This is a genomic window from Gottschalkiaceae bacterium SANA (assembly GCA_036323355.1).
Taxonomy (GTDB): domain Bacteria; phylum Bacillota; class Clostridia; order Tissierellales; family GPF-1; genus GPF-1.
The window spans coordinates 70394-85061 of the sequence record AP028876.1; the positions used below are offsets into that span (position 1 = coordinate 70394).

The window sequence follows — 14668 nt, forward strand, 5'->3', positions numbered from 1 at the left end:
GTTTATGCTTCCACGGCTTCCATAAACTCAATTCGCTCACCATTAGGGCCTTCTGTAAATAGAAGCAGGCTCCCGTCGATGGGGGTATTGATTTCTTTGGTGATGGGATAGCCGGCAGCGACTAAAGCGGCTTTCATTTCTTGATTGGATTCGGAATAGAAGGCGAAATGATTGATGACACCTGTAGATCCGATTTGATCGTTATTGGCCTTGTAAACAAACTCAAGGGTAAATGTGTCTAGGGTAAGAAATAACAATTGATTTTCTCCACCTGCAAATTCGTGGGTAGCGGTAAATCCCAATAGATCGACATAGAACTGGCGCGATGCTTGCAGATCATTGGTACGAATCGCGACATGTGCCGGTTTGATTTTCATAATTGCCTCCTCTTTCTTTCGATTTCTTCTTCAGTATAAAAGAAATCGAAAGAAAGAGGAAGGAAACGAAAGAAAGAATAGAGAAAATGTTTGAAAATAAGGAGGTATGGGATATGAAAATAGCGGTGTTCCATCAACGAATGCAGGAAAATATGCAAAAGGTTATGGTTGGAAAGGAAGCGCAGATCACACAAGTCCTAACAGCTTTTTTATGTGGGGGACATATTTTATTGGAGGATGTGCCAGGTCTGGGGAAGACGAAACTGGCTCGATCCTTATCTCGCTCTTTGAATCTCCCCTTTGCGCGGATTCAATTTACGCCTGATCTTTTGCCGTCGGACATTACGGGTGTCAATGTATTTATGCCCAATGAAGGGCGGTTTGAACTGAGAAAGGGTCCTTTAATGACCTCCTTTGTGTTGGCAGATGAAATTAACCGTGCAACCCCACGGACTCAATCGAGTTTATTGGAGGCCATGGAAGAATCGCAGGTTACCATTGATGGAGAAACCCATGCTTTGGGCCAACCTTTTTTCGTTATAGCAACGCAAAATCCCATTGAAACGGGAGGAACTTTTCCACTGCCAGAAGCGCAATTAGATCGCTTTTTTATGAAGCTTTCCTTAGGCTATCCAAGTCTGGAAGAGGAGGCGACTATCCTTTCTCGTTTTGAAGGGAAAGATCCCCTTGTGGATCTGGAATCTGTTGTTGGAACCGAAGACATTTTAGCAGCGATGAAGGAGACGGAAGAAGTGATTGTGAATGACGCGGTTAGAAATTATATTTTGCGTCTGGTGCACAAGACTCGGACCCATTCTGATCTGCGGATGGGGGTTTCTCCGCGGGGTTCTTTGGCACTCTTTAAAGGTGCACGTGCTTATGCGGCCTTGTTGGGGCGAAATTATGTTCTGCCGGATGATGTGCAAGCCCTTTTTGTTTCTGTTGTCGCTCATCGGATGATTCTATCCGGCGATGCTCGGATGCGGGGGAAATCGACGGAAGACATTGCAAATGAAATTGTAGGGAAAGAATCGGTGCCCATGGAAGATACGAATCATCATGTGGATTAGAGGGGGATTGATCTTCGGATTCATTCTGCTCCTTGTGACCAAATGGAAAGACTGGTCTATACTTGGACTGAAGACGAAAAGAACATGTCTGGATCATTCGATTTTTTTGGGTGATGAGACGACCTTATCCTTTATGATTGAGAATCGAAAGGTACTGCCCTTGCCGTGGATTCAATGGGAGGTGGCTTTGCCGGATGGGATTTGTGAGTCAGACATGCCCAAGCGCGAGCGACTATTGGTAACCAGTTCCTTGCTTCCCTATCAGCGGTTGAAGCGACGGGTTTCTGTAAAGGCAACAAAACGAGGATACTATGTCTTTCGAGAAACAAATTTTATGATTGGTGATTTGCTTGGGGTGGTAAAATCTGAGTATTCGGACAAGCAGTTTGATGTTCTTTCCGTTTATCCCAAAGTGGAGTCTTTGACTTCGATTTTGCCCTTGGCAACTTTTCCCCAAGGAGATATTTCGGTTCGTCGGTGGATTTTACCCGATCTGTATCAGCCCGTTGGTGCGAGGGCGTATCATCCAGGTGATCCAATGCGTATGATGGATTGGAAGGCGACAGCGCGACATGGGGCTTTGATGGTGCGAGAATTTGGATTTACGGCAGAACCGCGGCTTTCGATTCTTTTGAATATGGGAGAGAATTTTCGTCATTTACTAAGACCTAAGGAACGGGAGCGTTTGATTACCTTTGCGGCGAGCTTGGGGGTTCATGCCATCGCAGAAAAGATTCCCGTGGCTTATGAAACCAATGCTTTTTTGCGGGCGGCGGATCCCTGTATGGAAATTGAACCCGTTTGGCATGCCGATCGGGGACGGCAAATTCTTGAGAAGTCTGCGCGTATTGCTGATCAGGTAAGCACTGATTTCCAAGACCTTTTATGGGCGCGGTTGCTACAATTGCCAGAGAATACGACCTTGCTTGTGGTTGCCGAATCCCTTTCGAAAGAGGCAAGACAAGCGATTAATCGAGCACGGTTTGAAGGGAAATCGATCCAGCTTGCAATTTTGAATCATAAGCAGGCAAGTGATTCGGACATCAAAATTCCATGGAAGGAGGGTTCTGGCGATGGCATCTAAATGGAATCAAGTGATTGGAACGGCAAATTGGATTTTCTATGCTTTGATGCGGTCTCTGATTCCTGGAGGTGTGATTCTTCATTTTTTTGGTATTCCCTATAGTGGCGCGATGTTTGGATTTAGCCTGGTGTTGGTTGTCTTTGCCTATAGGAGGCAGAATCCTTTGCAAGCAGTGGAAACGGCATTTTGGCTGATAACGGCGATCGTCTTTTCCTTTTTGCAATTCGATTTAGCTTTGACTCGACAGTGGCTAATGGTCGTTCTTTATGGCCTTTGGATTTTAAATCAGCAGCAATTGGAAGCCTATTTGATCCCCGGCGCCTTTGTGCAGTCTCTTCTTGTTTCTTTGGGGATGATTTTTGTGATTTTGACAGCAACACCGATGGTGGGCTGGGAAGAGACGGCCGCTTTTATTCAGTGGAGCATTCCTATTTATCTGCTTTCTGCGGCTTTGATGATGGTTCGAGTCAATCTTTTAATGGTCTACCGACAAAAGGGCGGGCATCAGATTAATCAAGAAAAAAATCTTTTGCTCTTTAATGGAATTTCAATGGTATTTTTTGTCATTGGCGGATTCTTTTTCTTTTCCGCATGGATGCCGCCAAGTTGGACTTCTGGAATTATGGCAATTTTGGGTCAATTGATCACTTGGATTTTATATCCGCTTGCAGTTGTACTGGCCAAGGGCAGTCAAATTCTAAAAAATTTAATTCTCTTGTTGCGACCCGATGCGGCAAATTCGGGAACAAGAGAGGGCGGGTTACCGGATCAAGACTTTGAATTGGGATCACAAGGGGACATAACGCCTTTTATGGAATGGGCGGGTTGGATCGTCTTGATCGTTATTTTACTAGTCGCAATTCTGATGACGATACGGCGGAAAAAGCGGGATTTCACGGCAATAGAAGATAAGCTGAAAGTAGAAGAGAAGAGTTTCTTGACCATAAATGAGATCTTTCATAGGCAAAAAAAGCCAGTCGATCAGAAAAAAAGTGAAGCAAATGAAGCCTTGTCTCGGTATAGAAAATTATTTGCAAAATGGTTGTATCTCTTAAAGCTAGAAAAGCTATCTTTGCATCCAGCGACGACAGCGAGCCAAATCGTCGATCTTGTGGAGGACATGGGGATAAACCAGGATGAAGTCAGTGAAATTGTGGATATCTATAATCGCGTGCGGTATCGTGACGACCAAACAAGATTATGGGAAGAGGAAAAAATGGAAAATGTAGTAAGAAACCTTGAAGAAAGTCGGAAGATTCAATAGAATGATAGAAAGGAGATGATCGGATGAAGATTCCGTTTATGAAATATCAAGGGCTAGGAAATGATTTTATCATTTTTCAGGCGGAAGAAATTGGAGAAATTCAGCGATCAGAATTGGCGATCGCGGTATGTGACCGACATTTCGGGATCGGTGCGGACGGTATGGTAGTCTTGTCGGAAGGCCAAGACTTAAAGATGGATTTTTATAATAATGATGGAACGGTTGCACCCATGTGCGGAAATGCCAGTCGGTGTATTGCCAAATATGCGGTTGAGCAGAACTTGGTAGCGGGTGATATTTTTACATTGGAAACGCTGGGCGGACCGGTGGGTCTTTCTCTTCAAGAAGATGGCAGGGTGCAGGTGGACTTGGGTGAGCCGGATTACTCAGTGGATCAAGTCCCTGTGAAATGTGAAATGCCGGAAATGGTAGAAGAGCCGATTGAAGCTGGTGGAGAGACTCTCTTGTGGACGGGTCTATTTATGTTAACGACTCATGCAGTTACCTTTGTGGAAGAGCAAAACGAAGAACGCATCGAAAGGGTGGGCTCAGCTTTAGAAAATATGACGGAGCGATTTCCCATCAAGACAAATGCGAACTTTGCCAAAAAAGTAGACGATCATACCCTGAGACTTATGACTTGGGAACGGGGGGCGGGAAGAACCCTGGCTTGCGGAACCGGCGCCTGTGCAGTCGTTGCGGTTTCAGATCGATTGGGACTCACGGAGGGACATGTACGTGTGATTATGGATGGCGGCGAATTGGAAGTTTATGTAGAAAACAATCGTGTGTTTATGATCGGCACGGGGGAAAAGATAGCAGAAGGATTCTACGAATACGGAGAATAGGATAACGAGGGGCAGAGTGTATGGAAGGAATCGCTTTAGGACTTGTAGTTGGTTTACAGCTTCGGTTTGATTGGTCTGGCAACCAGAAGAGGAGAATTACCAAGACCTTGTTTTTGCCGACCCTTTTGATTTTTTATCTGTTGCGGGCAGAGATGTTGGTTCCAACACTATTGGGCGCATTGTTCTTTGGTTGGATTGGTGATCTGTTTATGATGTTTCCCAGTGGGCATCGATGGAAGATGGTAGGTCCTGTTGCATTTGGAATTGGCCATCTCTTTTATGTGATTTCCTTTATCCAATATGGTGGCGTTTGGGCGATTCCAATAACTGGTTGGTGGGTGATGGTGTTATATCCAATTTGGATTTGGACCGGATACCGTTTGATGGGTGAAAGTTTGAAACGCTCGGGCCATGTTTTTCAACTGGCAATTCTCTATGCTGTTATTATTGGCTTCATGAGTTTGTTCGCCTATTCGATGCTGTATACACAGGGGACGATTTTGCCGTTTATCGGCGCTTTGATATTCATTTTTTCGGATACCATGGTTTTGTATCGAAAATATGGTCATCCGTTTGAACGAAATAAATTCTGGGTGATCGCAACCTATATGTTGGCACAGATTTTGATTATATTGGGATTTGTGGGACTGTGAAAGGGTAGAATGAGATGGATCAAAATCGAGCACAAATGAGAGAAGAGATTCAAGAGCTGATTTCGTCCGCTGTCAGTGCGGAGGACCAAGGTCTTCAAAAGCTGATTCAGGACCTTTACACGGACAGCAAAAGAGATGGGGATGAGGCAGGTATTGCCTATGCTCTTTATGCTCAAGGTATGGCCTTGTTGAATGGGATGTCCATTCGAGATGCCCTGGAAAAAATGGAGGAAGCTCGAAAACATGCAGTGTTAGCCGAGTCCAAAAAAACTGAAATCCGTACGATTTTCGGCATTGCCTTATGTCTCTTGTTTCAACAAAACTATGAGGAGTCCTTGGAGCAGTTTTTGAATTATATGCGCTTGTATTATGAGCATGAACATGAGTTTGACTTAAAGATTTACACCGCTCTGAATAATGTGGGTGAGCTTTTTCGCCATCTGGGAGAGTATGATACGGCTCTGCAGTATTATTTGGAAGCCCAGGAAGTCTGTGGGGAAAAAGATCCGAATTTTCTGTTGATCTTGAAGCCCAATATTGCTAATGCCTATATAAAATTGAGAGATCCTGATCAAGCCAGACGATATTTAGAAGAAACCGAAGCTTTGACGGCAATAGCTGAGGGATCTCAAGATGACTATATGATTCGTCAAACCTATGGGCACTTGGCTCATTTAGAGGGTGATCTTGAGAAAGCTGATCGGCTGTTAAACGAAGCCCTGACTTTTTACCGGACCTTATCAATCTATACCTGTATTATGGAACAGAATGCAGTTTATGAAGATTTATATGAAGTATACCAGGAGCGAGAACGCTGGGCCAAAGGGGAAGACCTCTTGCTAGAGGCCGTTAACTACAGCCGGGAAAATAAATTTTGGCTTTTGCATATTCATTATCTGGGGCTTTTGGCCAGGCATTTTGAGGAGAGTCATGAGGCGACTAAGGCTTATGACACCCTGCGTCGCTTCTATAAAAGTCAAATGAAGTATGATGAAATCCGTCGCACAAGAAAAATTCGAAATATCGAGTTGCGGATTGAGATGGACCAGTTGAAAAAAGAGAAAACGGCCCTTCACTCCATTGCCCGTTTGGACCGGCTAACGGGGATCTACAACCGCCGGGCTATGCAGGAACATTTTGAACAGTTTTTGCGAGGGGAATTTGCCATGGAGGGTGAAACGATTGCGGGTCTTCTTTTGGATGTGGATTATTTCAAGGAATACAATGACCACTATGGCCATCTTGCAGGTGATCAAGCATTGATTAAAATTGCCAAGGTCTTGGAGGAACTGGCGGAATCCTTAGGCGGCAGTGCCTATCGCTACGGCGGCGACGAGTTTTTGATGATGTTTGAAAACTTGTCGGAAGCATCAATGGTTGAGCTGACAGAAGCTCTGGGTGGGCGCATCAAAGAACTGAATATCATCCATGAAGCGGCTAGCGGTATCAATTGCCTCTCTTGCAGTGCAGGCATACTTTTGTTCAATCGAAATGAGTTAATCAGTTTTGAATGGGTTTTCAAGCAGATGGATGAGCTTTTGTACCTAGCCAAACGCAAGGGAAGAAATCGAGTGGAAACCAAGGTAATAAAATAGGCGGTCATATGGACTTGTTTATTTTCATGCTTTGATTACGGGATGTTTGTTTCTAGTTGGCTGCTACTTTGGGTATCTTGAATCGAGTGTTATAGGCAAAAAAGAGGCGACCCTAAAGGGTTGCCTCTTGCTTTATTCAATGGTTTTCAGTTGTCTAGCGATCGATAGAAAAGACTTAACGCCAAGACCCAGTACCTCTTCATTAAAATTAAACTTGCTGTTGTGAAGAGGGGCAACCAGTCCTTCTTTTTCATTTCTTGTTCCTAGGAAGAAAAAGAAACCGGGGACTTCCTGTTGATAGAAGGAAAAGTCTTCAGCACCCGCTGACGGTTGGGCCGGCTGGGTTTTAAAATCGGCAAAGGCTTTATGGATGTTTTCTGTTAATGCTTCATCGTTGATTACAGGGGGGTAACAAAAATTAAATTCCGTTTGAATTTTCGTTTGATAGGCCTGAGAAAATCCGGAATTGATGGATTGAATTCGTTCCATCAAAAGATCTAAGTTTTCCTTGGAAAAGGCGCGTAAGGTTCCTTCTAAACGGGCGGATCCCGCAACAATATTACGAATGGTACCTCCACTCATCTTTCCAAAGCTGACGACGGCCGTATCCATGGGGTTGATGCTTCTAGACACGATAGTCTGATAGGCCAATAAAAGTTCCGCTGCAACCACCAAGCTATCCTTGGCCGTATGTGGCATAGCACCGTGGCCGCTTTTGCCAAGAACATCCACATTCACTTCCGCATTGGTTGCCATCATAGCCCCTGCCTTATAGGCGATGACGCCTTCTGGAACCGTAGGGAAAAGATGTAGACCGAAGATGGCATCGACTTTATATTTTCGCAGGAGTCCTGCGTCGCAGATTAATTTCGCGCCCCCGATATTTTCCTCAGCAGGTTGAAAGATCAAGAGAATATTTTCTTTTAAAGATTTGTTTTTTAAGGCTCGGGCGAATCCCAAGAGGATGGCCATATGGCCGTCGTGACCGCAAGCGTGCATCATGCCTTTGTGTTTGCTGGCATAGGAAACATCACTTTCTTCTAAAAGAGGAAGCGCATCCATATCAGCTCGAAAGGCATAGGTTTTACTTCCGCTTGTACCGGGCATATATACATAGACCCCTGTTTCTAAAATTCGCTTTGGCGCATAACCCATTGCGGATAATTGTTGTTCGAGGTATGCGGCAGTTTTACTTTCTTCCAAGCTCGCTTCGGGGATTTGATGCAAGGCGCGTCGGTCCGCGATGATTGCCTGGAGTAGGTTAGAATTTGTCATGGATTCACCTCCAAAATTTCTTTAATTATACGTTTGGTTGAATAAAATGTCAAAAAAACAGAAATAACCTTTGACAAGACACCACGCTATGTTTATAATAGTGACAATTAACAAATGAATATTGTAGGGTGTATAAATTGAGGATGCAATGATCAAGAGTACGGAGGGGTCCGGAAAGGGTGAGTTGCCGAAGGGAAGAAATTCCTTGGGCTTATGTTTTAAGAGGCATAAGACTGTCTGTACGAGTCTGCCCAGATTCGTACAAGAAGAGCGTTTATACATGGGGTGAAAGAATGAATCAGCATTTTATGCGGTCATGAGTCTTTTGCTCATGACCGTTATTTTTATACCACCGATGAATAGTCTTCGTTCCGCAAGTAGCAAAAGGAACCAATTTGCTAGTGTGCGGTTAAAACGAAGGCGGTCAGCCAGGAACAAGGTTCAAGGCGGAATTCATCGCCCACCGATGAATAGTCTTCGTTCTGCGATTAGCAAAGAATTTCATTTGCTAACGAAGAGCAAAAAGAACCAATATGCTAGTATGAGCTTAAGTAAAGAGGGTCAGACTTGAACAAAGTTCAAAGCTGAATTCATTATAACTGGAAAGGAAGAGGATAAAATGAAATTATTTGGAACAATGGCAGCAAATGAAGAAAATCACTTGGAAATAGGCGGGGTCGATACCCTTGCACTGGCAAGGAAACACGGTACACCGCTATACGTGATGGATCAGGGATTAATCGAAGACAATATTGAAACCTTTTTATCTCGTTTTCAATCGGAAAAGTTTGATACTGATATTGTTTATGCATCCAAGGCATTTTTGAACCTGGCCTTTTGCAAATTGATTGCCGAAAAGGGATTGTCCATGGATACCCTGTCGGATGGAGATCTGTATATCGCGAAGCGAGCAGGATTTCCCATGGAACGCATTGTCATGCACGGCAATTCAAAAAGCGTGGCTGAACTGACCATGGCCTTGGATCTTGGGGTTGGTGTGATCGTGGTCGATAATTATGATGAATTTGTAAAACTAGATAAACTTACTCGCGAGCGTGAAGAGATGACACGAATTTTGGTTCGTGTAAATCCGGGTATCGAGGCCCATACCCATGAGTACATTCAAACTTCGACATATTCTTCGAAGTTTGGAGAAAGCATCTTTGATCCAAATATTTTCAACTGGTTCACGGAAATGAACGCAGCGCCTTATCTTCAGGTCGAGGGCATCCATTGCCATATCGGATCTCAGATCTTTGAATCCTCGTCCTTCTTACAGGCTGTTCGCGTAATGACGGAATTTGTAGCCAAGGTGGAAAGTGAGACCAAAATTCGATTAACCACTCTGAACCTGGGTGGCGGATTTGGTGTCTATTATACAGAGGGAGATGACCCGATTGCCCTTGGTAACATGCTTGACGCTATGATCGCTACCTTAGAGGAAGAGATTACAGATAGAAACTTGAAACTGAATCGTGTCATGATTGAACCGGGTCGCAGCATTGTCTGCAATGCCGGTACCACCCTATATACGGTGGAATCGAGAAAGACGACTTACAGCGGCAAGTCCTATGTTTTGGTAGACGGTGGCATGACGGACAACCCTAGACCAGCGCTTTATCAGGCTGTCTATGAAGGGGTCATTGCCAATCGAATGGGAGACAGCCCAACAGAAGAAGTATGTGTAGCAGGCAAGTGTTGTGAGTCGGGTGATGTTTTGATTCAATCCACGAAGCTGCAAGCGGCTGAAGTTGGTGATATCTTGGCGATAGCTTCAACCGGAGCCTATACCTATTCCATGTCTTCAAACTATAACTCGGTTCGTCGAGCGGCTGTGGTCATGGTAAAAGACGGGCAAGATCGACTGGTGACGAAACGAGAATCCTTTGAGGATTTGGTACGAAACGATCTGGATCTGGAGGATTAAATGGGAACGGTTATGAAATTTGGAGGCACTTCGGTTGCCTCAGTAGAAAAAATGCAGGCAATTGCTCGATTCGTACGAGCTAAACGTGAAATGGGAGAGAGTATTGTTGTTGTGGTTTCCGCCATGGGAAAAACAACGGATCGATTGGTTGAGATGGCAGCAAATATAAGCCATACACCTGATCCAAGGGAACTGGACATGCTTCTTTCCACCGGAGAGCAGCAGAGCGTCGCTCTGATGGCTATGGGATTGGATGCTGAAGGTGTAGCGGCCATTTCCATGACAGGTGCCCAGGCGGGCATACGCACAGAAGGAAAGTACACCAGAAATCGAATTGCAAATATTGATCCATCCACCATTGAAGCCCAGCACGCCTTGGGTAAGGTCGTGGTGGTAGCCGGTTTTCAGGGTATGAATGAAGCGGGCGATATTACAACTCTAGGTCGAGGCGGATCCGATACAACGGCAGTTGCTTTGGCTGCAAAGCTAGGATTTGACTGTGCCATTTATACAGATGTGGAAGGGGTCTATAGTGTGGATCCTAGAATTGTTCCATCTGCAAAGAAACTGGATTCTATCTCCTATGAAGAGATGATGGAGATGGCTGCTTTGGGTGCCGGAGTGATGGAACCCAGAGCGGTTGAAATTGGAAAAAAGTATGGGGTTCCGATTTATGTGGCAAAAAGTCTTTCAGAAAAGACAGGTACATGGATTGATGAGGGAGAAGCAATGGAAAAGAAATTGATAACGGGTTTAAGTGTAAGCGATGAGGTTTTGATGGTCACCGTGGAGAAGATTCCCAATGATCCCGGGGCGGTTGCCAGAATCTTTCAGGCATTGCAGGAACAGGAAATTAATGTGGATATGATTTCACAAACAGCACCGATCGAAGGCACAGTTGCCATCAGCTTCACCTGTGAGCTAGGCGATCGGGAAGGGGTTAAACGGGCCATTCATCAAGTGAAACACGATGGTTTTATGGTACAGGCTCGCCTTCAAGGAGAAATTACAAAGATATCCGTTGTTGGTATTGGAATGAGAGATACCAGCGGCGTAGCATCCCGGATGTTTCAATTATTTGCAAGAGAGGGAATTCCTTTTTTCCAAGTAACAACATCAGAGATTAGCATATCGTATACGATCCCATCGGATCGAAAACAAGCAGCGATTCAAGCAATCGCAAACGAATTTGAATTATAGTCGAGAAAGGATGAAGATGATGAAAAGCAAGGTTAATGTGGGGATTGTAGGCGCAACAGGAATGGTAGGCAGAACGTTTTTAAAGGTGTTGGCAGAGAAAGATTTTCCAATCGATCAATTGTATCTTTTCTCTTCAGCGAAATCAGCTGGATCAGAAGTTGAATATAGAGGAAATACCTATATTGTGGAAGAGTTGACCGAAAACTCATTTGATCGAGATATGGATATCGCACTTTTCTCGGCAGGGGGTGGAATTTCTGAAAAATTCGCTCCGATTGCGGCATCAAAAGGTGTTGTCGTCGTAGATAACTCTAGCCAATGGAGAATGGATCCAGAAGTGCCTTTGGTTGTACCTGAGGTGAACCCTGAAGATGTAAAGAAGCATAATGGCATCATTGCCAACCCCAACTGTTCAACGATTCAGTCGGTGGTTCCGCTTCGTGTTCTTGACGATACCTTTGGCATTAAACGCATCATTTACAATACTTATCAAGCTGTATCAGGATCCGGTGTTGGTGGCATTAAAGATTTGGAAGACGGAATGGAAGGCATTGCGCCTAAAAAATACAATCATCCAATCGCTTTTAACATCTTGCCTCAAATTGATGTATTTGAGGAAAATGGCTATACCAAAGAAGAGATGAAGATGATCGAAGAAACACAAAAGATTTTGGGCAGACCAGAGCTGAAAGTAACAGCAACGACGGTTCGCGTTCCGGTTCGTTACGGACATTGTGTATCTATCAACCTGGAATTTGAAAAGCCATTTACCGTAGCAGCGATTCAAGAACTAATGGCACAAACTGAGGGCATTGTCCTTGTGGACGATCCTTCCAAAGAGTTGTACCCAATGCCAATTGATGCAGAGGGAACCAACGAGGTCTACATGGGTAGAATTCGCCGAGATTTTTCTCAAGATAATGGCGTGAACATGTGGTGTGTAGCCGATAATATCCGAAAAGGTGCTGCAACTAACACTGTACAAATTGCTGAATTGTTATTAGACATCCTGTAAGGAGGATATACTATGTTGTTTGAAGGATCTTGCGTAGCGGTAGTCACGCCATTTGACGAGGATGGCCAAATTAATTTTGAAACCTATGGGAAGTTGTTGGACTGGCATATTGAGCAAGGCACTGATGCCATCTTGACCTGTGGAACGACAGGTGAAGCGGCAGCCATGAACGATGCTGAGCACAAATCTGTGATGAAGTTTGCTGTTGACCATGTCGCAGGCCGCGTACCCGTGATCGCGGGCACAGGATCCAATGATACGGCCTATGCCATTCAGCTGAGCCAATATGCGGAGTCGGTTGGCGCAAACGGTCTTCTGGTTGTTTCTCCATATTATAATAAAAGTACACAAGAGGGCATGATCGCTCATTTTACAGCCATTGCGGATTCAGTAAAAACGCCGATCATCTTGTACAATGTACCGGGTAGAACCGGCATTAATATTGAGGCGTCTACGATTGCGGCGCTTTCGGCGCATCCAAACATTTGCGGTGTGAAGGAAGCATCTGGGAATATCAGCCAATGCGCCGATATTGCCCGTCTTTGCCCGGACGACTTCCAGATGTGGTCTGGCAATGATGATATGATTGTTCCTTTGATGAGCCTAGGCGGATCTGGTGTCATCTCTGTCATAGCCAATATTATGCCGAAGGAAACATCACAGATTGTACACACATATCTGGACGGCGATACCAAGGGTGCTCTTGCCATGCAATTGTCCATGAATGCCTTGGTGCATCAATTGTTTGTGGAGACCAATCCGATCCCTGTCAAAAAAGCCATGAGTCTGATGGATTTATGCGGGGGAACCATGCGATTGCCTTTGATTGACATTCAACCGAAAAACGAGGTGACCCTTGTTGTGGAAATGAAAAATATCGGCCTCTTGGAGGTGTAGCCATGCGTGTAATCGTATACGGCGTTGATGGAACCATGGGCCAATGGGTGGTCAAGAGTGTGACGGATAGCCAAAGGGACGAATTTGTCGCTGGGATCGCCCCAAGAAAAGAATTATTGGCGCCCGGGGAATTCAAGAGCCTGAAGGATTTTACTGGCCAAGCGGACCTGGTGATTGATTTTTCACACCCGTCCAACCTGCCGGACCTTTTGGCTTTTGGCATAGGAACGAACACACCCTTATTGATCTGCACGACTGGTTTCAGTGACGATGAAATTGATCAAATCAAGGAGGCTGCTGCCTCTTGTTCGATCCTTTGGTCGACCAACACCTCCTACGGTGTAAACCTACTGCGGTTCTTGCTCGAGGATGTGGCGGAAAAACTCTTGGATTATGATGTGGAGATCGTTGAAAAGCATCACAACAAGAAGAAGGACGCTCCAAGTGGAACGGCTAAAACCCTAGCAGGAGCGGTATCAACAGGACGCGGTGCCTACAAGTATGGACGTGGACTGGAGGATGGAGTGAGAGAATCGGGTGAGATCGGCATTCATGCCATTCGCGGCGGAAGCATTGTGGGCGAACATGATGTAATCTTTGCGGGTGCCGGCGAGGTTCTTACTTTTTCTCATCAAGCCTTATCGAAGGAAGTCTTTTCTTCGGGCGCCTTGAAAACAGGTCGATGGCTGGTGGGCAAACCTGCCGGATTCTATGAAATGAAAGATGTATTTATGAAGGAGGAAAAGGCATGAGTCAGAACCTGACAGATCCTTATGAAATTGCACGATATATTAAAGAGGTCGAGAAGTCGACACCGGTGAAAGTCACCATCAAAGGTGAACTTGATCTCATTGATTTCGGTTCTTGTCGCATTTATGGGGGCAATACAGTTGCCACTGTATTTGGAGAGGCCAATGAATTGACAAGTATTCTTGAGAAATATGCAGAAAAAATTGAATCCTACGAGTGGGAAGCAGATCGAAGAAATTCGGCCATTCCTCTATTGGATACAACCCATATCAATGCGAGAATCGAACCGGGTGCCTTTATACGAAGCCATGTGAGCATCGGAGAATCTGTTGTGATCATGATGGGTGCTGTGATTAACATCGGTGCATCCATTGGGGCGAGAACCATGATCGACATGGGTGCTGTCTTGGGCGCGCGAGCAACCGTTGGTGCGGATGCCCATATTGGTGCGGGCGCTGTTCTTGCAGGCGTATTGGAACCCCCTTCAAAAACACCAGTAATTATTGAGGACGGTGTTTTGATCGGTGCCAATGCCGTGGTCTTAGAAGGCGTACGCGTCGGAAAAGGTAGTGTTGTAGCGGCGGGAGCCGTTGTGACGGAAGATGTACCGCCAGGCGTGGTCGTTGCAGGAACACCGGCAAGGATTATTAAAGAGAAGGATGCAAAGACCGAAGAGAAGACACAATTGCTCGACGATCTTCGCGGATAGAAGA

The 14668-nt window shown here is 45.1% G+C and carries 14 protein-coding genes and 1 riboswitch; of the genes, 12 read left to right on the forward strand and 2 right to left on the reverse strand.

Annotation, left to right across the window (positions count from 1 at the left end; translation table 11 throughout):
- Positions 1-2 precede the first annotated feature (2 nt).
- On the reverse strand, positions 3-377 hold the full coding sequence (locus AC25CA_RS00395; protein WP_486815058.1) for a VOC family protein: 375 nt from the start codon (positions 375-377) through the stop codon (positions 3-5).
- A 113-nt stretch (positions 378-490) separates the two neighbouring features.
- On the opposite strand from AC25CA_RS00395, the gene AC25CA_RS00400 reads away from it, so the two are divergent.
- From AC25CA_RS00400 to AC25CA_RS00425, 6 genes are read left to right on the forward strand one after another with little or no spacing between them, the layout of a single operon-like run.
- Positions 491-1447 carry an AAA family ATPase gene (locus AC25CA_RS00400; RefSeq protein WP_486815059.1) on the forward strand — a complete coding sequence of 319 codons (957 nt, stop codon included), beginning with the start codon at positions 491-493 and terminating at the stop codon, positions 1445-1447.
- Positions 1437-2531, forward strand: a complete 1095-nt coding sequence (locus AC25CA_RS00405; protein ID WP_486815060.1) for a DUF58 domain-containing protein — start codon at positions 1437-1439, stop codon at positions 2529-2531. The genes AC25CA_RS00400 and AC25CA_RS00405 overlap by 11 nt, the downstream gene beginning before the upstream one ends.
- Positions 2521-3795, forward strand: a complete 1275-nt coding sequence (locus AC25CA_RS00410) for a hypothetical protein (protein ID WP_486815061.1) — start codon at positions 2521-2523, stop codon at positions 3793-3795. Before AC25CA_RS00405 ends, AC25CA_RS00410 begins: the two co-directional genes overlap by 11 nt.
- A gap of 23 nt (positions 3796-3818) precedes the next feature.
- On the forward strand, positions 3819-4643 hold the full coding sequence (dapF, locus tag AC25CA_RS00415) for a diaminopimelate epimerase (protein ID WP_486815062.1): 825 nt from the start codon (positions 3819-3821) through the stop codon (positions 4641-4643).
- A 20-nt stretch (positions 4644-4663) separates the two neighbouring features.
- Complete coding sequence (locus AC25CA_RS00420) at positions 4664-5296, forward strand: lysoplasmalogenase (protein WP_486815063.1); 633 nt, start codon at positions 4664-4666, stop codon at positions 5294-5296.
- Between the two features lie 14 nt (positions 5297-5310).
- Positions 5311-6891 (forward strand): diguanylate cyclase domain-containing protein, encoded by a 1581-nt coding sequence (locus AC25CA_RS00425; RefSeq protein ID WP_486815064.1) that lies wholly within the window; start codon positions 5311-5313, stop codon positions 6889-6891.
- A gap of 132 nt (positions 6892-7023) precedes the next feature.
- Here AC25CA_RS00425 and AC25CA_RS00430 read toward each other — a convergent pair whose 3' ends face one another.
- Entirely contained in the window at positions 7024-8166 is a 1143-nt protein-coding gene (locus AC25CA_RS00430; protein ID WP_486815065.1) for a M20 metallopeptidase family protein, read from the reverse strand.
- A 129-nt stretch (positions 8167-8295) separates the two neighbouring features.
- A riboswitch (Lysine riboswitch) is annotated at positions 8296-8448 on the forward strand.
- A 337-nt stretch (positions 8449-8785) separates the two neighbouring features.
- Between AC25CA_RS00430 and lysA the strand changes: the two genes are divergently transcribed.
- Genes lysA through dapD form a run of 6 tightly spaced genes read left to right on the forward strand, consistent with a single transcriptional unit; the run spans position 8786 to position 14664 of the window.
- Positions 8786-10093, forward strand: a complete 1308-nt coding sequence (gene lysA / locus AC25CA_RS00435) for a diaminopimelate decarboxylase (RefSeq protein WP_486815066.1) — start codon at positions 8786-8788, stop codon at positions 10091-10093.
- On the forward strand, positions 10094-11293 hold the full coding sequence (locus tag AC25CA_RS00440; RefSeq protein ID WP_486815067.1) for an aspartate kinase: 1200 nt from the start codon (positions 10094-10096) through the stop codon (positions 11291-11293). It abuts the gene before it with no gap.
- Between the two features lie 16 nt (positions 11294-11309).
- Entirely contained in the window at positions 11310-12308 is a 999-nt protein-coding gene (locus AC25CA_RS00445) for an aspartate-semialdehyde dehydrogenase (RefSeq protein ID WP_486815068.1), read from the forward strand.
- Between the two features lie 12 nt (positions 12309-12320).
- Complete coding sequence (gene dapA / locus AC25CA_RS00450) at positions 12321-13205, forward strand: 4-hydroxy-tetrahydrodipicolinate synthase (protein ID WP_486815069.1); 885 nt, start codon at positions 12321-12323, stop codon at positions 13203-13205.
- 2 nt (positions 13206-13207) lie between these two features.
- Complete coding sequence (gene dapB, locus AC25CA_RS00455) at positions 13208-13957, forward strand: 4-hydroxy-tetrahydrodipicolinate reductase (RefSeq protein WP_486815070.1); 750 nt, start codon at positions 13208-13210, stop codon at positions 13955-13957.
- Positions 13954-14664, forward strand: coding sequence for a 2,3,4,5-tetrahydropyridine-2,6-dicarboxylate N-acetyltransferase (gene dapD / locus AC25CA_RS00460; RefSeq protein ID WP_486815071.1), 711 nt, complete (start codon positions 13954-13956; stop codon positions 14662-14664). The genes dapB and dapD overlap by 4 nt, the downstream gene beginning before the upstream one ends.
- The last annotated feature ends 4 nt before the right edge of the window (positions 14665-14668 follow it).

Bases quoted from the DNA above. Each gene is read 5' to 3' on its own strand.
- AC25CA_RS00395 (WP_486815058.1), bottom strand. From the start codon at position 377: ATGAAAATCAAACCGGCACATGTCGCGATTCGTACCAATGATCTGCAA.
- AC25CA_RS00400 (WP_486815059.1), top strand. From the start codon at position 491: ATGAAAATAGCGGTGTTCCATCAACGAATGCAGGAAAATATGCAAAAG.
- AC25CA_RS00405 (WP_486815060.1), top strand. From the start codon at position 1,437: ATGTGGATTAGAGGGGGATTGATCTTCGGATTCATTCTGCTCCTTGTG.
- AC25CA_RS00410 (WP_486815061.1), top strand. From the start codon at position 2,521: ATGGCATCTAAATGGAATCAAGTGATTGGAACGGCAAATTGGATTTTC.
- dapF (WP_486815062.1), top strand. From the start codon at position 3,819: ATGAAGATTCCGTTTATGAAATATCAAGGGCTAGGAAATGATTTTATC.
- AC25CA_RS00420 (WP_486815063.1), top strand. From the start codon at position 4,664: ATGGAAGGAATCGCTTTAGGACTTGTAGTTGGTTTACAGCTTCGGTTT.
- AC25CA_RS00425 (WP_486815064.1), top strand. From the start codon at position 5,311: ATGGATCAAAATCGAGCACAAATGAGAGAAGAGATTCAAGAGCTGATT.
- AC25CA_RS00430 (WP_486815065.1), bottom strand. From the start codon at position 8,166: ATGACAAATTCTAACCTACTCCAGGCAATCATCGCGGACCGACGCGCC.
- lysA (WP_486815066.1), top strand. From the start codon at position 8,786: ATGAAATTATTTGGAACAATGGCAGCAAATGAAGAAAATCACTTGGAA.
- AC25CA_RS00440 (WP_486815067.1), top strand. From the start codon at position 10,094: ATGGGAACGGTTATGAAATTTGGAGGCACTTCGGTTGCCTCAGTAGAA.
- AC25CA_RS00445 (WP_486815068.1), top strand. From the start codon at position 11,310: ATGATGAAAAGCAAGGTTAATGTGGGGATTGTAGGCGCAACAGGAATG.
- dapA (WP_486815069.1), top strand. From the start codon at position 12,321: ATGTTGTTTGAAGGATCTTGCGTAGCGGTAGTCACGCCATTTGACGAG.
- dapB (WP_486815070.1), top strand. From the start codon at position 13,208: ATGCGTGTAATCGTATACGGCGTTGATGGAACCATGGGCCAATGGGTG.
- dapD (WP_486815071.1), top strand. From the start codon at position 13,954: ATGAGTCAGAACCTGACAGATCCTTATGAAATTGCACGATATATTAAA.